Genomic DNA, 17667 nt, shown 5'->3' with positions numbered 1-17667 from the left:
TAGGACCTGTGAGCAGTGCCACGGTCCTGACACGGGGAGCCCGGATGATCGAAACGCCGTCCCTCGTGGACCAGTACTGCCACGGCGTACTGAGAACGGAGCTGGGTCTCGGCACCTTCGAGGCCCAGCTGGCCCGCACCGAGGGCCCTCCCGCCCCGGGCACCACACTGTTCGACACTCAGACGGGCTTCGCCCTACGACGCTGGTGTCCGCCGCTCCTCGGTCTCGAACCGCACTGTCCGCCCGCCCGCTATCTGGCCCGGCGCCGTGAACTGGGCGTACTGGAGACGGGCCGCAGGCTGTTGCGCGGCAGCGGGATCACGACCTACCTGGTCGACACCGGGCTGCCGGGCGACCTCACGGGACCCACCGAACTGGCCACCGCGGCGGCCGCCGAGACCCGCGAGATCGTCCGCCTGGAACTCCTCGCCGAACAGGTCGCCGACACCTCCGGGACCGTCGAGTCCTTCCTCGCCAACCTCGCCGAGTCGGTGCACGGCGCCGCCGTGAACGCGGTGGCCTTCACCTCGGTGGCGGGCGTACGGCACGGCCTCGCACTGGCGCCCGAGCCGCCGGGGCCGGGCGAGGTGCGGGGCGCGGCAGGCAGGTGGCTCGCGGGCCGCCGGGTGGGCGGCGAACTGTCCGACCCCGTGCTCCTACGACACCTGCTGTGGATCGCGGTCGCCTCCGGCCTGCCCCTCCAACTGCACGCCGGGCTCGGCGAACCGGGCCTGCGCATCGACCGCACCGACCCCGTCCTGCTCACCGACTTCGTCCGCGCCACTGCCGGCCTCGGCACCGACCTCGTGCTGCTGCACAGCTACCCCTACCATCGCCACGCCGCCCACCTCGCCGGCGTCTTCCCGCACGTCTACGCCGACTCCGGCGCCGCCCTGGTCCGCACTGGCGCCCGCGCGGCGACCGTCCTCGCGGAGACCCTGGAGCTGGCCCCCTTCGGCAAGATCGTCTTCTCCAGTGGCGCCCACAGCCTGCCCGAACTGCATGTGGTGGGCGCCAGCCTCTTCCGCGAGGCACTGGCCCGGGTGCTGGGCGGCTGGGTCACGGAGGGAGCGTGGTCGGCGTCGGACGCACAGCGGGTGGCCGGCCTGATCGCGGCGGGGAACGCGCGGAGGCTGTACGGGCTGGAGTGAGCTGTACAGGATGGGTGGATGCAGACAGAGGTGTTACTGGACCGCTTCCTCAGCGGACTGGCCCCGCTTGCCCCCGTCGCCGTCTGGGCCCACGGCTCGCTGGCGGGCGGCGACTACCAGGAGGGCCGCAGCGACCTGGACCTGATTGCCGTACTCCCCTCGATCACACCCCGTACGGTGTGGCGGCTGGCCAAGCTGCACGCCCGGCTGCGGGCCGAGCCGCTGGCCGGGCAGCTGCACTGCACGTACCTGACGCCTTCCGCCGATATCGATCGCACTCACCTCACCTGGGCGCACTCGGAACTGTTCAAGCGGCCGGTGAGCCCGGTGACTCGGCGTGAGCTGCACACCTTCGGGCGCGTCCTGCACGGGAAGCCGCCGACGGACCTGCTGCCGTCGGTGACGGACCGGGAACTGGCCGACTTCGTGATCCGCGACCAGCGCGACTTCTGGCGCCCGACCCTCGACAACGCCGAGCTGTGGACACGGGATGTGTGGGTCGACCTGGGACTGCTGACGTTCGCCCGAGCGACCGTGACCCTGCGCGAGGGCCGGCTGATCTCCAAGCGTGAGGCGTTGGAACTGCTGCCCGGGCTCGGGGCGCCCATAGAGGTAGTGGAGGACATCCGGGGGCGCCGCTACGGCGATCCTGTGCCCACCGTCGAGGACAGGGCCGCGCGGACCCGGAGCTACCTGGGCCCGGCGATCGACGGGCTCGTGGCGGCGTACGGCTGAGCGGGTACATCGGGCAGCTCGCCCCCGTCCCGCTCGCGCAGGGCCAGCAGCACCCGGAGCACCGCGATCCACACCAGGGCCGAGCCGAGCATGTGCAGGCCGACCAGGAACTCGGGGAGGTCGGTGAAGTACTGGACGTAGCCGATGACGCCCTGCGAGAGCAGGACCAGGAAGAGGTCGCGGGTGCGGTCCAGGGGGTTCTTCGGGGCGTCGACCGCCTTGAGGATGAACCACAGGGCGAAGGTCAGAGACACCACGATCCAGGCCAGCACCGCATGCACCTTGCTCACGGTCTCCCAGTCCAGCGGCATCCGCTCGACCTCGCTGGAGTCGCCGGCGTGCGGTCCGGCGCCGGTCACGACCGTGCCGACGAGGATCAGCAGGGCGGCGGCGGCGACCAGGAACCACACCAGCTGCTGCACCGGCTTGCCGACCAGCGGGCGGGGAGCCTCGTCGCCCTCGCGGGTGCGCTGCCACATCACCGCGGCGACCGTGATCAGGGCCGTCGTGGCGACGAAGTGGGCGGCGACGGTGTACGGGTTGAGCCCGACCAGCACGACGATGCCGCCGAGGATCGCGTTGCTCATCACGATCCAGAACTGCGCCCAGCCCAGCCGCGTCAGGCTGCGCCGGTACGGCTTCTCGGAACGCGCCGCGATGATCGCCCACCCGACGGCGGCACACAGCACGTACGTCAGCATCCGGTTGCCGAACTCGATGGCGCCGTGGAAGCCCATCGCGCGGGTCGTGGTCAGCGAGTCGTCGGTGCACGTGGGCCAGGTCGGGCAGCCGAGCCCGGACCCGGTCAGGCGCACCGCACCGCCGGTGACCACGATGACCACCGCCATGACGAGCGCGGCGAGAGCCGCCCGCTGAACCGTCCGAGGGGTCGGGGTCCAGCGTGCGGCGATGAAGGCGAGCGGGTTGCGGACGGCCGCTACGGCGTCGGCGCGGGTCACGTTTGGCACCCGCCCATCGTAGGGGGGACGCTTGTGCACGGTTTCACGAGGGTCGCCGTTTCGGTGCGGCGCGGCCTGAGGGGTCGGTCACAGGGACTGACGGATGCGGTCCGCCTCGGCCCTGAGCCGGTCGGCTTCATGCTGGTCGCCGCGGTCCGCGACGCAGTCGGCCAGGTGTTCGTACACGGCCATCAGAACGGGGTGGTCGCCGCCGAGCGCGGTACGGAAGATGCCCCCCGCGTCCCCGAGCACCCGCTCGGCCTCCGCGCCGCGGCCCTCGGCGCGCAGCACCGGTCCGAGCCGGGTCAGCGACTTGGCGCGGTAGTAGTGATGCTCGCCGTAGGCGCGTCGATAGATGGTCTCGGCCTGCTCGAGCGTTCGTCTCGCCTCTGGGATCCGCCCCTGTGCGAGCCGCAGCGAGCCCAGCTTGTTGAGGCATGCCGCGTACTTGTGCTCCTCGGCCTCGCTGCGCTTGCTGTGGAGCTCCACCACCGGACCGAGAATCGCGTCGGCGCGTGCCAGCTCCGAACCGGCCCGGCGCAGCAGATCGACGCGGCGCAGGGGCTGCAGGGTGCGTCGCGCCGCCTCCCGGTGCTGCTCGCCGCGCCGACGCAGCACGTCGGCCAGGAACTTGGCTACCTGCGCGGTCTCGAAGTCCTCCGGCCCCCGGTGCGCCCCGAACATCTCCAGCGCTGTGTTGAGCTGTTCCTCCGCCGGTTCGAGCTGCCCGCGGTCCTGGGCGACGATGCCGAGATCGCGCTGCAGCATGGCGCGGAAGAGCGTGTACTCCGGCGGTTCCTGGTTCCCGCGGCTGGGGATCCTCTCCTTGGCGCGCTCGTAGTGGACGACGGCCTGGGCGAGCTGGCCCGCGTTGCGATGGATCAGTCCGATCTCCTGCTCGGCGACGGCCCAGTCGAGGCTCTCCTCCCGCCAGACCTGCCCCTCGTAGATCTTCACCGCCGTCTGCACGGCTTCCAGGGCCTCCGGGAAGCGGTTGTACTCGCGCATGATGCCGCCCAGCTGTCGCTGGCACTGGGCTCGTAAGCGCAGGAAGGCCTCTTCCTCGTGAGCCTCGCACAGATCCAGCGCCCGACGGCACTCCCGCTCGGCGGCGTCCAGTGCCGCGAGCAGGTAGTGCTGGCGAGCCACGGCGTACCTGGCGGTGGCGCGGGCGAGTTCGTGGTCGTCTCCGAACTCGCGCAGTTCGGCCTCCTGCTCGAAGAAGTCCAGGGCCCGCACCCAGTCGCAGCGGTGCTCCTGATATGTGCCCACCCGGTGCAGCAGCCGGGCCAGCGCCTCGGGGTCCTGGGAGGCGCCGAGCCCGCCGTCCGCGTCGTCACCCCAGGCCAGCTTGTCGATGACGGCCTCGACGTGCGACATCAGCCTTTCGCACAGGGGCCGGGCGGCCAGCAGGTCCGGGGTCGTGGGGAAGCAGGCCTCCACAAGACGGACCGCCGCCTGGGACCACTCCAGACGCTCGGACAGGCTCAGCCCGTCATGGATCAGTGTCTGGACCCGTGGGTGCATGCCGTAGGCGGCCGATCCCTTGCGCCAGTCGCCGCTGCGGGTCAGCAAGGAGTGATCCACCAGCAGCAGCACCTCCCGGGTGAAGGTGACGGGATCGTCCATGATGGTGCGCAGACGGGCGGGGAGGACGGACCGGTGCTGGGTGAGTGTCGTCCGTCGGACGTCCTCCGACGCCAGGAACGCGCACAGCCGCAGCAGGTCGACGGCGGCGGGCGAGGCCTCCGAGACCCGGGCGATGGAGAGCCGGAAGGTGCCCTCGACCGCGGCGCCGCCCGGCAGGTCGCGCAGATACTCGGCCACGGTGATCTCGGCCTGCGCTATGTAGGCCGCCGCCTGGTCGAGGGCCAGCGGCAACCAGCCCAGCTGGTGACCGAGTTCGGTCAGTGCCCTGTGGTCCTCGTCCGTGAGCTGCTCGGACGTGATGCCGAACCGGCGCCGTAGGAACTCGACACCTTCCTTCTCGGGGAAGGCCCTCAGTTCGATCGGGCCCGAACTCAGGCCCGCCCAGCCCTGGTGCTGCTGGGTGGTGATGAGTACTTCGCCGTCACCCTCGGAGGGCAGCAGACTGCGCATCGAGTCGTCGTACGTAGGCCATCCGTCGTAGACGAGCAGCCAGCCCCGCTGCTCGCGCAGCCGGCTCCACAGGTTCATCAGGACGACGTTCTTGCTCTCTTGGTCCGGGATGCCCACATACTGCGCGAACTCCAGGAGTTCGGTGCGCAGGGTGTCGGGCCGGGAGGCGTTGAGCCACCACGTCAGGGTGTGCCGGCTCAGCTCGTCGTGGGCGTAGGACACGGCGAGTTGCGACTTGCCGGCGCCGGTCGCGCCGTAGAGCACGCACAGGCGCGGGACGGGCCGTTCGTTCTTGTCCCGACGTCCTCTGGCAGGGCCCTTCAGGACGTTCACGATCCGTTCCTTCTCCACCGCGCGGCCTGTGAAGTACATGCTGAGCATGGGAAGGTTGTTGGGTGGTCCTTGCTCTGTGCCGATCGGTTCCGGCGCTGCGTCGTCGGACTTCTTGTGCGCATGCGCCACACCCGCTGTCAGGCCGACGAGCATGGCGGCGCCGGCGGTCAGCACCCACAGCAGTGGTTGATCGGAGTCGACCGTCTTGGCGGCGACGCTGAGAAAGGCGGCCACCCCGGCCCCCGTACCAGCGGATAACGTGACCACCCATGACCGCATGCGACCCCCCGAAGTCGCTCTGCCCACCGCGAGCACACACTCGCGTTTGAGAGTGAATGTCATCTAATCTTCAGTTTCCCCTTCTTCCCTTCTTCGCAACCGGTGAGCAACCGATTCGTTAAAGAGGCGAACGGCGAGCCGCGCCGTGCAATACGATCCCGGCTCGCGAAAGTTTGTTCTGCCGTTTACCGGGTCCGGCCCGAGCACGGTGGCGAGGGCGCCCGGAGGCGGCAGTGCGACAGGAGAGCGGTTCACGGACCCCGAAAGGGCTGGACATCGCCCTGGTCCACTGGGCGTTTCCGCCCACGGTCGGCGGGGTCGAGTCCTATCTGTGGAACTGCTCCCGGCTGCTGGCCCGGCAGGGGCACCGGGTGACGGTGTTCACAGGGACGCCCGACGCGAGGACGCCTCCGGGAGAGGGGGTCGAGGTGCTGCGGCACCCGGGGCTCGATCTGTCCCGGGCCACGGGGGACAGTGCGGAGCGGCAGGCCCTGCGGGATTGGTTCCGCGCGGAATTGTCCGAGCGGGAGATCCAGTTGGTGCACGGCCACAATCTGCACCATTTCTCGTCGGCTCCGGCGGAGGCGCTGCTCGAGCTGCGGGACTCGCTGGGGCTGGTGCTGATGCATACCTACCACAGCATCTGGAGAGAGACCGAGAGCGTTCGGCTGGCCCGGCCGTGCAGTCGCTTCGACGTGCACTTCGCGGTCTCCGAATTCCTCCGGCAAGCCTGCGCGGATGTGCTGGGCGTGACCTGTGCGAAGCCGATGTACCTCGGCATCGACACCGAGCCCTATCTGCAGGTTCCGGAACTTGTCGATCCGCCGGAGAACGACGAGGCCGTCATTCTTCTGCCGGCTCGTCTCATTCCTGACAAGGGTGCGGAGATGGCGGTGAAAGCCATGGCCAAGGTCATCAAGGAGGATCTGCCGGTCCGGCCGTATCTGGTTCTCATGGACGCCCCGGACTCGATCGATTTCCATGGCGAGAAAGTCGGATTCCGTGATTCCGTGCAGGAATGGGTGAAATTTCTTCCGGAGCCTGATCGAGTGCGTTTTGAGCGGGCAGGCGTGGACGGCATGGTCGACCTGTACTCCCGGGCGCGGGTGGTGGTCTGTCCGTCCCTGTTCGCCGAACCCATGGGGCTTGCCGCACTGGAGGCGATGTGCGCCGCGCGCCCGGTGATCGCCACCGAGGTGGGTGGCCTCGCGGAGGGCATCGGGGAGCACGATGTGTCGGGATTCCTGGTCGCTCCCGGGGATGTCGACGGCCTCGCGGACTGCATTGTCCGTCTGCTGCGCAGCCCGGGCCTGGCCAGAGACGTCGGCCTCGCCGCGCGCAAGCGGGTGCGGGAGGACTTCGACCTCGAACACCGACGCCTGCCCCCGCTGATCGGCGCGTACGCCGACGCGCTCAGGGTCGCTCCGCGCCGAAGGTGGCCGCGGGACCTCCTCACCCGTGCGGTGGATCGGTGGGGTGCTCCCAGCCGGCGGGCAGCCCAGTCACCTTCACCCCGCCCGAGCGGGTCGTCCCGATCTTGAGCGTCGCCCCGGCCAGCCGTACCCCCATGACCGACATCGGTCCGAGAAGTTCTGCCGGCATCGGACGGAGCCGCAGTGTCCGGTCCGAGGCGTCGGGGTGCAGCCCGAGCAGGGCGGAGAGGAGCGCCACTCCGGAGGCGGCCGACCAGCCCTGTGGGCGGCAGGCGGCGGGATACGCCAGGGGCGCGGGTGAGCCGGGGGTGCGGTGGTCGCCGCCGTAGAGTTCCGGCATCCGGTACTCGAAACGTGTCGCCGCGTCCAGGAGGCCGTCCGTGAGCGCGTAGGCCTCGGTGTGGCAGCCGGCTGTGCACAGTCCGTGGATCGCTATCGCCGTGTCATGGGTCCAGACCGAACCGCCGTGGTAGCTCATCGGGTTGTAGCCGCCCAGGGCCGCGGAGCGGCTGCGCAGCCCCCAGCCGGAGTTCAGCTCGCTCGCGGCCAGCCAGGCCGCCACGTCCTGGCAGCCGTCCGCGTCCAGGATGCCCGTGGACAGCAACTGGCCCATGTTGGACGCGGGACCGCTGACCGGCTTCCGGCCCCGGCCGACGGCGATGGCCACGTAGCGGGCGGCCGGGCCCTGCGGGGACGGTAACCAGAAGGCGTCGGCGAAGCGTTTGCGCAGGGACGCCGCCCAGGTGCGCAGCCGCTCGGAGGCCTCGACGCGGCCTCGGGACGACAGCAGTCCGGCCAAGCCGGTCGCCGCCTCGTAGGCGTATCCCTGCACCTCGCACAGCGCCAACGGCGGCTCGATACGGCGGCCTGCCGCGTCCCGGACCGCGTCCTCGCTGTCCTTCCACGACTGGTGACGCAGCCCTCCGGCTCGCGGGTAGTAGCGCAGGAAGCCGTCGTCGTCGTCGTTGCTCGTCTCCACGACCCAGTCCATGGCCCGTTCCGCGTACGGCAGCAAGGCGTCCGTCTCCGCGTCCGGCAGCCCCCAGTGCCAGGCATCGACCAGGAGGGACACGAACAGCGGGGTCGCGTCGACCGAGCCGTAGTAGCGGGACGGCAGGCGCAGTCCGTGGCCGTGTTCGGCATCGGCCGGGCGCAGTTCGTGCAGGATGCGGCCCGGTGCCTCCTCCCGGAACACGTCGTGCGCCGTGCCCTGTCGGCGGGCCAGCGCCCACAGGGTGCCGCGGGCCAGGTCCGTGCCCAGGGGCAGCATCATCCGCGCCGACCAGATCGAATCGCGGCCGAAAAGTGTCAGGTACCACGGGCACCCCGCCGCGATGAACTGGTCCTCCGGGTCCGTGCGGTCGGGATCCGCCAGGCGCAGCGCGCGCAGGTCACCGAGGCCGTGGCGCACCAACTCGACCAGTCGCCGGTCCCCCTGCACGACGGGCTCGGTCCAGGGCGCCGCGGAGCGTGGGGCTTCGGGGTGACCGGGCGGGGCGGGAACTGCTCCGCCGGCGACGGTGAGCCCGATCCGCCGGCTCTCGCCGGGTCTGAGCAGCATCCGGGGCCATGCGAAGGTGCCGCCTTCCGGGCCGTCGGTGACCTCCGGCAGCGCGCCGTCGCCCGTGGCGCGGACTTCGGAGCGGGCCGTGTCCGTCCGCCATTCCAGGCCGGTCGCGTCCTGAACGACCGTGCAGCGTATGGCGGTCTGCGGATCGCCGCGCTTGACGGCGGCGATGTCGGCGAGGTCGGTGGCGAGGGCGAGCTCGACGCGTAATCGGCGGGTCGTGACGCCGACGTTGCGCAGGAGGACGGTCTCGCCCTCACCCGCGGTGCGTACCCGCTCGATGATCACGGTGGGGTCGTCCGTGCGGGCCCCGGCATAGCGGTGGACGGAGCTGAACCGCACCCGGTCGGGGCCCAGTGGTTGCAGCCCGATCGGCTCGGGTTCCCGGCCGTCCACCAGCAGGCACGCGGTGTGCAGAAGCCTGCGGTCGTGACCGTAGAACCCGTCCGCGCGCACGCCACGCAGTTGTCCGTCCCGTGGTGAGGCGGCGAAGGACGGGGCCGCGACGCAGATCACCACGTCGTGCAGCAGAGGTTGTAGTGCTCGCACACTCGACGAATCCGCGGACTCGAACATTGTGCGTCTCTTCCCGCTCTCCGCGAACGTCACTCCCAGCGGAAGAACTTCCCGGCCAACGCCAGCCCCACAACCCCCCACACCGCCAGGATTCCCAGATCCCCCCACGGCGTTCCGGCCCCGTGCTGCAGCACGTCCCGCAGGCCGTCCGAGAGGGCCGAGATCGGCAGCAGGCCGAGGACGTCCTGGGCGCCCTGGGGGAACTTGTCCAGGGGGACGATGACTCCGCCGCCGACCAGCAGGAGCAGGAACACCAGGTTGGCGGCGGCCAGCGTGGCCTCCGCCTTCAGGGTGCCCGCCATCAGCAGGCCGAGGCCGGAGAAGGCCGCCGTGCCCAGGATGAGGAGCAGGAGGACTGCGAGGGGGTTGCCGTGCGGGTTCCAGCCCAGGGCGAGGGCGATCACCGTCAGCAGCGCCACCTGCAGGATCTCCGTGACCAGGACCGACGCCGTCTTCGCCGTCATCAGACCCCAGCGGGGGAGCGGGGAGGACGCCAGGCGCTTCAGCACGCCGTAGCGGCGTTCGAAGCCCGTGGCGATGGCCTGACCCGTGAACGCCGTGGACATGACCGCGAGGGCGAGGATGCCGGGGGTGAGGAAGTCCACCGACCTGCCCGTGCCCGTGTCGACGATGTCCACCGAGCTGAAGAGGACCAGGAGCAGGGTCGGGATCACCACCGTCAACAGGAGCTGCTCGCCGTTGCGCAGCAGCATCTTCGTCTCCAGGGCGGCCTGGGTCGCGATCATGCGTCCCAGGGGTGCCGCGCCCGGCTTCGGCGTGTGGAGACCGGTGGCCGTCACGTGCGCAGCTCCTTACCCGTCAGTTCCAGGAATACGTCTTCCAGCGTGTGCCGTTCGACCGAGATCCGCTCCGGCATCACCCCGTGCTGCGCACACCACGACGTCACCGTCGCGAGCAGCTGCGGGTCGACCTTGCCGCCGACCCGGTAGGAGCCGGGGGTCAGCTCGACCGCTGTGCAGTCCGCCGGGAGCGCCTTGAGCAGGGACCCCACGTCCAGGCCCGGGCGGCCCATGAAGCGCAGGGTGTTCTCCGCGCCGCCGCGGCACAGCTCCTCCGGGGTGCCCTGGGCGATGACCCGGCCGCCGTCGATGATCGCCACGTCGTCGGCGAGCCGCTCGGCCTCGTCCATGTAGTGCGTGGTGAGGATGACCGAGACGCCGTCCGCGCGAAGGTCGCGGACCAGGTCCCAGGTGGCGTGGCGGGCCTGGGGGTCGAGGCCGGCGGTCGGCTCGTCCAGGAACACCAGCTCCGGGCGGCCCACGACCGCCATGGCCAGCGCCAGGCGCTGCTGCTGGCCGCCGGAGAGGCGGCGGTACGTCGTCCTGCCGCAGTCGCCCAGGCCCAGTCGCTCGATCAGCGCGTCCACGTCCAGCGGGTGCGCGTGCAGCCGGGCCACGTGCCGCAGCATCTCGTCGGCGCGGGCACTGGAGTACACGCCGCCGGACTGGAGCATCACCCCGATCCGGGGGTGCAGCTCGCGAGCCTGGCGCACCGGGTCGAGGCCCAGGACGCGGACCGTGCCGGAGTCCGGCGTGCGGTATCCCTCGCAGGTCTCGACGGTCGTCGTCTTGCCCGCGCCGTTGGGCCCGAGTACGGCGGTCACGCCCGCCCGGGCCACCAGGTCGAGGCCGTCCACGGCGGTTTTCGTGCCGTACCGCTTCACCAGGGCGTGGACCTGGACCACGGGCTCACTTCGCATGGGACCCGAGTCTAGGTTCGCCGTCCGCGCCGCAGACGGCCGGGTGCAGGATCTCCACCCGGGTCCCCGCCGGGGTCCCCGCCCCGGGCGTACCCGAGCACGTCCTCCCGCGAGCGGTGCAGCGTCAGCCACCGCTGCGCGTACCGCACCGCGTCCGCCACCGGGAACAGTCGTACGTCGGCCGCGCCCACCTTTCCCCGTACGACGACGGACCGCCGGTCCCGCTCGAAGTCGTAGCCCAGTTCGTCGAAGCGGTCGGAGGTGATCGACACCTCCGTCACCACCTCCCAGCCGGCCGCTCCCGGGCGGCCGACCCGCACCAGTGGGGTCGGGACGCGGTACTCGGCGAGATGGAAGCTCGTGCACGTGTCGTAGCCCGCGCCGAGGAGCAGCACGCGTGCGTGCATCGCCTCCAGACGGGCGAGCGGGCTGTGCTCGCCCAGGCGGCAGTCGTGGGCGTGGCCGTCGACGACCTCGTGGGCGCGGGCGCCGATCGCCGCGAAGGAGGTCTGCGGGTGCGCGCTGCGCAGGGCACCGGGCCAGGTGCGGACGGTCTCCGGGATCACGCCGACGCCGCGGGAGGGCGTGACGAGGGGGTCGTAGGCGGGCATGGCCCTGCGGATCGTGTCCCACCAGTCCTCGGGCACCGGAGGGTTGCTCCACAGGGCCGGGTCCGAGAGTTCGCCGGTCTGGGTGGGGACCACGAGCGTGCCGTCCGGGGCCAGGATGTCGAGCAGGCCCTGGACCACCGCGACGGGTCCTCCGCAGACCCAGCCGAGGGAGCTGAGGGAGGAGTGCACGAGCAGGGTCTCGCCGCTGCGGACACCCAGTTCGCGCAGCTCCGCCGCGATGCTGCCGCGGGTGACAAGAGGGCCGGTGGGAGGTGGTTTCGGCATGCTTCGGGAGTGTCCCCGACCGGCCGCCGAAAAACCACCGCTTTGATCGATCAAAGATCGTTCCCGCAGGTCAGGTTAGGAATACCTAAGTGATGCATGGCACCGTCCGGCGGACGGGGTGCGGCTTGCCTGGTCCTGAGGAATTACGCAACAATGGTGTTGTGAAAAACGTCGGCGAGGCTCGGGCGACCCCCACGGGGGCCCCACAGGAGGAGCTCGCGACCGGTGAGCGGTCCACCCGCAACCGCGTCGCGCGATCCATCCTGGACCTCGGCCCCTCGACCGTCGCCGAGCTGGCCGGACGGCTGGGCCTGACACACGCGGCCGTACGACGCCATCTGGACGCGCTGGTGGCCGACGACGTCGTGGAGGCACGCGAGCAGCGGGTGTACGGCGCGCGGACGCGTGGCCGCCCCGCCAAGGTCTTCGCGCTCACCGACTGCGGCCGGGACGCCTTCGACCAGTCCTACGACAAGCTCGCCGCGGACGCCCTGCGCTGGATCCAGGAACGGTTCGGCGGGGACGAGGCGGTCGTCGCCTTCGCCCGCGCGCGAATCGCCGAGCAGGCCGCCGGGTACCGCGAGGCCGTCGAGGCCGCCGCCCCCGAGGAGCGCACCGAAGCCCTGGCCAGGGCGCTGAGCGCGGACGGGTACGCTGCTACGGCGCGCAGCGCACCGGTCGGCGAGCAGCTCTGCCAGCACCACTGTCCGGTGGCCCATGTCGCGGAGAAGTTCCCGCAGCTGTGCGATGCCGAGACGGAGATCTTCTCGCAGCTGCTCGGGACGCACGTCCAGCGGCTCGCGACCATCGCCCACGGTGACGGCGTCTGCACCACGTTCATCCCCAAGATTTCCAAGAACACCCATAACGCATCTGCAAGCACGGCCGGGAGGAACCCCGCATGACTCTCCCCACGGAGACCGCCCACCCTGAGCTCGAGGGCCTGGGCACGTACGAATACGGCTGGGCCGACTCCGACACCGCCGGCGCCTCTGCGAAGCGCGGTATCAACGAGGACGTCGTCAAGGACATCTCCGCAAAGAAGTCCGAGCCGGAGTGGATGACCAAGCTCCGCCTCAAGGGCCTGCGTCTTTTTGAGAAGAAGCCCATGCCCAACTGGGGCTCGGACCTCTCCGGCATCGACTTCGACAACATCAAGTACTTCGTGCGCTCCACGGAGAAGCAGGCGGAGTCCTGGGAGGACCTGCCCGAGGACATCAAGAACACGTACGACAAGCTCGGCATCCCCGAGGCGGAGAAGCAGCGCCTCGTCGCCGGTGTCGCGGCCCAGTACGAGTCCGAGGTCGTCTACCACCAGATCAACGAAGAGCTTGAGGCGCAGGGTGTCATCTTCATGGACACCGACACGGCGCTGAAGGAGCACCCGGAGCTCTTCAAGGAGTACTTCGGGACCGTCATCCCGGTGGGCGACAACAAGTTCGCGTCGCTGAACACCGCGGTGTGGTCCGGCGGCTCCTTCATCTACGTGCCGAAGGGCGTGCACGTGGAGATTCCGCTCCAGGCCTACTTCCGTATCAACACGGAGAACATGGGCCAGTTCGAGCGGACGCTGATCATCGTCGACGAGGGCGCCTACGTGCACTACGTCGAGGGTTGTACGGCGCCGATCTACTCGTCGGACTCCCTGCACTCCGCGGTGGTCGAGATCATCGTGAAGAAGGGTGGCCGCTGCCGTTACACGACCATCCAGAACTGGTCGAACAACGTCTACAACCTGGTCACCAAGCGCGCCGTGGCATACGAGGGCGCGACCATGGAGTGGATCGACGGCAACATCGGCTCCAAGGTCACCATGAAGTACCCGGCCGTCTACCTGATGGGCGAGCACGCCAAGGGCGAGACCCTCTCCATCGCCTTCGCGGGCGAGGGCCAGCACCAGGACGCCGGCTCCAAGATGGTCCACATGGCGCCGAACACCTCCTCCAACATCGTCTCCAAGTCGGTGGCGCGAGGCGGCGGCCGCACCTCCTACCGCGGTCTCGTCGAGATCGGCGAGGGCGCACACGGCTCCAAGTCGAACGTGCTGTGCGACGCGCTGCTCGTCGACACCATCTCCCGCTCCGACACGTACCCCTACGTGGACGTCCGCGAGGACGACGTGTCCATGGGCCACGAGGCGACCGTCTCCAAGGTCAGCGACGACCAGCTCTTCTACCTGATGAGCCGGGGCATGACCGAGTTCGAGGCGATGGCCATGATCGTGCGCGGCTTCGTCGAGCCCATCGCGAAGGAACTGCCGATGGAGTACGCCCTCGAACTCAACCGGCTGATCGAGCTGCAGATGGAAGGTGCGGTCGGTTAATACCGGTCTTCTGTAAAGCAGCAAGCGAATTCTGACGCAGGAAAGAGAGCAGACCGACAGCCATGGCTGAGGCTCAGAGTATTCCGGTGGGGTCGACCACCGCCGGCGCGGTGGCCGTTGCCGCCGAGTCGACCGTCGCCACGCGCATGAGCGCGCCCCCCTCCTTCGACGTGGCGGACTTCCCGGTCCCCCACGGCCGCGAGGAGGAGTGGCGGTTCACCCCGCTGGAGCGGCTGCGCGGGCTGCACGACGGCACCGCGATCGCCACCGGCGACGGCGTGAAGGTCGACGTCCAGGCTCCCGAGGGCGTCATCGTCGAGGCTGTCGGCCGTGACGACGCCCGCCTCGGCAGGGCCGGCACCCCGGTGGACCGCGTCGCCGCCCAGGCGTACTCGGCGTTCGAGGAGGCCGGCGTGATCACCGTCCCCAAGGAGACGGTCCTCACCGAGCCCGTCCGGATCGCCGTGCACGGCGAGGGCGGCACCGCCTTCGCCCACCAGGTGATCGAGCTGGGCGCCTTCGCCGAGGCCGTCGTCGTCATCGACCACACCGGTGACGCGGTCCTCGCCGCCAACGTCGACTACATCGTCGGCGACGGCGCCAAGCTCACCGTCGTCTCCGTCCAGGACTGGGACGACAAGGCAGTGCACGTCGGCCAGCACAACGCCCTGATCGGCCGGGACGCCACGTTCAAGTCGTTCGTCGTCACCTTCGGCGGCGACCTCGTACGACTGCACCCGCGCGTGGCCTACGCCGGGCCCGGTGGCGAGGCCGAGCTGTTCGGCCTGTACTTCACGGACGCCGGCCAGCACCAGGAGCACCGCCTCCTGGTCGACCACAACGTCCCGCACTGCAAGTCCAACGCCGTCTACAAGGGCGCGCTGCAGGGCGAGGGCGCCCACGCGGTGTGGATCGGCGACGTGCTCATCGAGGCCACCGCCGAGGGCACCGACACGTACGAGATGAACCGCAACCTCGTGCTGACCGACGGCGCCCGCGTCGACTCCGTGCCGAACCTGGAGATCGAGACCGGCGAGATCGTCGGAGCGGGACACGCGAGTGCGACCGGCCGCTTCGACGACGAGCAGCTCTTCTACCTGATGGCCCGCGGCATCCCGGCCGACGACGCCCGCCGACTGGTGGTCCGCGGCTTCTTCGCCGAACTGGTCCAGCAGATCGGTGTCGCCGACATCCAGGAGCGGCTGCTCGAGAAGATCGACGCGGAGCTGGAGGCGTCGGTCTGATGCCGGCCTTCGTCCGCGCCTGCGGCTTCGGTGAGCTGGAGGAGGACACCCCGAAGCGGGTGGAACTCGACGGCACGCCGGTCTCGGTCGTCCGTACCGGGGGAGAGGTGTTCGCGATCAACGACATCTGTTCCCACGCGAACGTCTCGCTCTCCGAGGGCGAGGTGGAGGACTGCCAGATCGAGTGCTGGCTGCACGGCTCCGCGTTCGACCTCAGAACCGGCAAGCCGTCCGGTCTTCCCGCGACGCGCCCCGTCCCCGTATACCCCGTAAAGATCGAAGGGGACGACGTTCTCGTTTCCCTCAACCAGGAGTCCTGAGGCACCCATGGCAACGCTTGAAATCCACGACCTGCACGTCACCGTCGAGGCCGACAACGCCACGAAGGAGATCCTCAAGGGCGTCGACCTCACCGTGAAGCAGGGCGAGACGCACGCCATCATGGGCCCCAACGGCTCCGGCAAGTCGACCCTCGCCTACTCGCTCGCGGGTCACCCGAAGTACACGATCACCAAGGGCACCGTCACCCTCGACGGCGAGGACGTCCTGGAGATGTCCGTCGACGAGCGCGCCCGCGCCGGCCTGTTCCTGGCCATGCAGTACCCGGTCGAGATCCCCGGCGTCTCCGTCTCCAACTTCCTGCGCACCTCCGCCACCGCCATCCGCGGCGAGGCCCCCAAGCTGCGCACCTGGGTGAAGGAGGTCAAGGAGACCATGCAGCGGCTCCACATGGACCCCGCCTTCGCCGAGCGCAACGTCAACGAGGGCTTCTCCGGCGGTGAGAAGAAGCGCCACGAGATCCTCCAGCTCGAACTCCTCAAGCCCAAGATCGCGATCCTCGACGAGACCGACTCCGGCCTCGACGTCGACGCGCTCCGGGTGGTCTCCGAGGGCGTCAACCGCGTCCGCGAGACCGGCGAGGTCGGCACCCTGCTGATCACGCACTACACGCGCATCCTGCGCTACATCAAGCCCGACCACGTGCACGTCTTCTCGGGCGGCAGGATCGTCGAGTCCGGCGGTGCCGAGCTCGCCGACAAGCTGGAGAACGAGGGCTACGAGGCTTACACGAAGGGTGGCGCATCCGAGTGACACAGCTGCCGGGCCTCCTCGACACAGAGGCGATCCGCAAGGACTTCCCGATCCTGGACCGCATGGTCCACGACGACCGGAAGCTCGTCTACCTGGACAACGCGGCGACCTCGCAGAAGCCGCGCCAGGTGCTGGACGCCCTGAGTGAGTACTACGAGCGCTACAACGCCAACGTCCACCGCGGTGTGCATGTGCTCGCCGAGGAGGCCACGGCGCTGTACGAGGGAGCGCGCGACAAGGTCGCGTCCTTCATCAACGCGCCGAGCCGCGACGAGGTGATCTTCACCAAGAACGCCTCCGAGTCGCTCAACCTCGTGGCGAACATGCTGGGCTGGGCCGACGAGCCCTACCGCGTGGACGACGAGACCGAGATCGTCATCACGGAGATGGAGCACCACTCCAACATCGTGCCGTGGCAGCTGCTGTCGCAGCGCACCGGCGCGAAGCTGAAGTGGTTCGGCCTCACCGACGACGGCCGTCTCGACCTGTCCAACATCGACGAGATCATCACGGAGAAGACGAAGATCGTCTCCTTCGTGCTGGTGTCCAACATCCTGGGCACGGTCAACCCGGTCGAGGCGATAGTGCGCCGGGCGCAGCAGGTCGGCGCCCTGGTCTGCATCGACGCCTCGCAGGCCGCGCCGCACATGCCGCTGGACGTACAGGCCCTCCAAGCCGACTTCGTGGCCTTCACCGGTCACAAGATGTGCGGCCCGACGGGCATCGGCGTGCTGTGGGGCCGCCAGGAGCTCCTGGAGGACCTTCCGCCGTTCCTCGGTGGCGGCGAGATGATCGAGACCGTGTCGATGCACTCGTCGACGTACGCTCCCGCCCCGCACAAGTTCGAGGCGGGCACCCCGCCGATCGCACAGGCGGTCGGTCTGGGCGCGGCGATCGACTACCTCTCCGCGATCGGCATGGACAAGATCCTCGCCCATGAGCACGCGCTCACCGAGTATGCGATGAAGCGGCTCGGCAACGTCCCCGACCTGCGGTTCATCGGCCCGAGCACGGCCGAGGACCGGGGCGCGGCGATCTCCTTCACGCTCGGCGACATCCACCCGCACGACGTGGGCCAGGTCCTCGACGAGCAGGGCATCGCGGTCCGGGTCGGCCACCACTGCGCGCGGCCGGTCTGCCTGCGGTACGGAATTCCCGCGACCACGCGAGCGTCGTTCTATCTGTACTCCACGCCGGCCGAGATCGATGCTCTGGTCGACGGACTGGAGCACGTACGGAACTTCTTCGGCTGAGGAGAT

15 protein-coding genes are annotated in these 17667 nt (G+C 69.8%); 9 read left to right on the top strand and 6 right to left on the bottom strand.

The features are described from left to right. Positions 1–44: 44 nt before the first annotated feature. Complete coding sequence (locus OHT57_RS12380) at positions 45–1151, top strand: amidohydrolase family protein (RefSeq protein ID WP_328746289.1); 1107 nt, start codon at positions 45–47, stop codon at positions 1149–1151. An 18-nt stretch (positions 1152–1169) separates the two neighbouring features. Further along, the gene (locus tag OHT57_RS12375; protein ID WP_328746287.1) at positions 1170–1886 is read left to right on the top strand and encodes a nucleotidyltransferase domain-containing protein; all 717 of its coding nucleotides are present in this window, start codon (positions 1170–1172) and stop codon (positions 1884–1886) included. Here the strand turns inward: OHT57_RS12375 and OHT57_RS12370 are convergent. Then, positions 1841–2854, bottom strand: a complete 1014-nt coding sequence (locus tag OHT57_RS12370; RefSeq protein WP_328746285.1) for a COX15/CtaA family protein — start codon at positions 2852–2854, stop codon at positions 1841–1843. The two genes, OHT57_RS12375 and OHT57_RS12370, sit on opposite strands and share 46 nt — an antisense overlap. A gap of 78 nt (positions 2855–2932) precedes the next feature. Beyond that, positions 2933–5512 carry a tetratricopeptide repeat protein gene (locus OHT57_RS12365; RefSeq protein WP_328746283.1) on the bottom strand — a complete coding sequence of 860 codons (2580 nt, stop codon included), beginning with the start codon at positions 5510–5512 and terminating at the stop codon, positions 2933–2935. A 278-nt stretch (positions 5513–5790) separates the two neighbouring features. On the opposite strand from OHT57_RS12365, the gene OHT57_RS12360 reads away from it, so the two are divergent. Continuing rightward, the gene (locus OHT57_RS12360; RefSeq protein WP_328746281.1) at positions 5791–7098 is read left to right on the top strand and encodes a glycosyltransferase family 4 protein; all 1308 of its coding nucleotides are present in this window, start codon (positions 5791–5793) and stop codon (positions 7096–7098) included. On the opposite strand, the gene OHT57_RS12355 is transcribed toward OHT57_RS12360, so the two are convergent. The 4 genes from OHT57_RS12355 to OHT57_RS12340 all read right to left on the bottom strand — a co-directional run bounded on the left by OHT57_RS12355 (position 7010) and on the right by OHT57_RS12340 (position 11749). Then, entirely contained in the window at positions 7010–9076 is a 2067-nt protein-coding gene (locus tag OHT57_RS12355) for a glycogen debranching N-terminal domain-containing protein (RefSeq protein WP_328746279.1), read from the bottom strand. The two genes, OHT57_RS12360 and OHT57_RS12355, sit on opposite strands and share 89 nt — an antisense overlap. Before the next feature lie 86 nt (positions 9077–9162). Next, on the bottom strand, positions 9163–9933 hold the full coding sequence (locus tag OHT57_RS12350; protein WP_328746277.1) for an ABC transporter permease: 771 nt from the start codon (positions 9931–9933) through the stop codon (positions 9163–9165). Further along, a complete protein-coding gene (locus OHT57_RS12345) occupies positions 9930–10853 on the bottom strand; it encodes an ABC transporter ATP-binding protein (protein WP_328746274.1) in 924 nt (307 codons plus the stop codon). Before OHT57_RS12345 ends, OHT57_RS12350 begins: the two co-directional genes overlap by 4 nt. Positions 10854–10864: 11 nt before the next feature. Beyond that, complete coding sequence (locus OHT57_RS12340; protein ID WP_328746272.1) at positions 10865–11749, bottom strand: aminoglycoside N(3)-acetyltransferase; 885 nt, start codon at positions 11747–11749, stop codon at positions 10865–10867. A gap of 161 nt (positions 11750–11910) precedes the next feature. On the opposite strand from OHT57_RS12340, the gene OHT57_RS12335 reads away from it, so the two are divergent. The 6 genes from OHT57_RS12335 to OHT57_RS12310 all read left to right on the top strand — a co-directional run bounded on the left by OHT57_RS12335 (position 11911) and on the right by OHT57_RS12310 (position 17661). Beyond that, positions 11911–12654, top strand: a complete 744-nt coding sequence (locus OHT57_RS12335; RefSeq protein ID WP_328746270.1) for a helix-turn-helix transcriptional regulator — start codon at positions 11911–11913, stop codon at positions 12652–12654. After that, entirely contained in the window at positions 12651–14072 is a 1422-nt protein-coding gene (sufB, locus tag OHT57_RS12330) for a Fe-S cluster assembly protein SufB (protein ID WP_328746268.1), read from the top strand. The genes OHT57_RS12335 and sufB overlap by 4 nt, the downstream gene beginning before the upstream one ends. Positions 14073–14134: 62 nt before the next feature. Continuing rightward, positions 14135–15316, top strand: coding sequence for a Fe-S cluster assembly protein SufD (gene sufD, locus OHT57_RS12325; protein WP_328746265.1), 1182 nt, complete (start codon positions 14135–14137; stop codon positions 15314–15316). Continuing rightward, positions 15316–15636: a non-heme iron oxygenase ferredoxin subunit gene (locus OHT57_RS12320; protein WP_328746263.1), complete on the top strand. Its 321-nt coding sequence runs from the start codon at positions 15316–15318 to the stop codon at positions 15634–15636. The genes sufD and OHT57_RS12320 overlap by 1 nt, the downstream gene beginning before the upstream one ends. Positions 15637–15643: 7 nt before the next feature. Continuing rightward, a complete protein-coding gene (sufC, locus tag OHT57_RS12315) occupies positions 15644–16408 on the top strand; it encodes a Fe-S cluster assembly ATPase SufC (RefSeq protein ID WP_328746261.1) in 765 nt (254 codons plus the stop codon). Continuing rightward, positions 16405–17661: a cysteine desulfurase gene (locus OHT57_RS12310; RefSeq protein ID WP_328746259.1), complete on the top strand. Its 1257-nt coding sequence runs from the start codon at positions 16405–16407 to the stop codon at positions 17659–17661. The genes sufC and OHT57_RS12310 overlap by 4 nt, the downstream gene beginning before the upstream one ends. Positions 17662–17667: the final 6 nt, after the last annotated feature.

The sequence above is a fragment of the Streptomyces sp. NBC_00285 genome, assembly GCF_036174265.1.
GTDB lineage: Bacteria > Actinomycetota > Actinomycetes > Streptomycetales > Streptomycetaceae > Streptomyces.
This window is presented reverse-complemented; position numbering and strand designations above follow the sequence as displayed.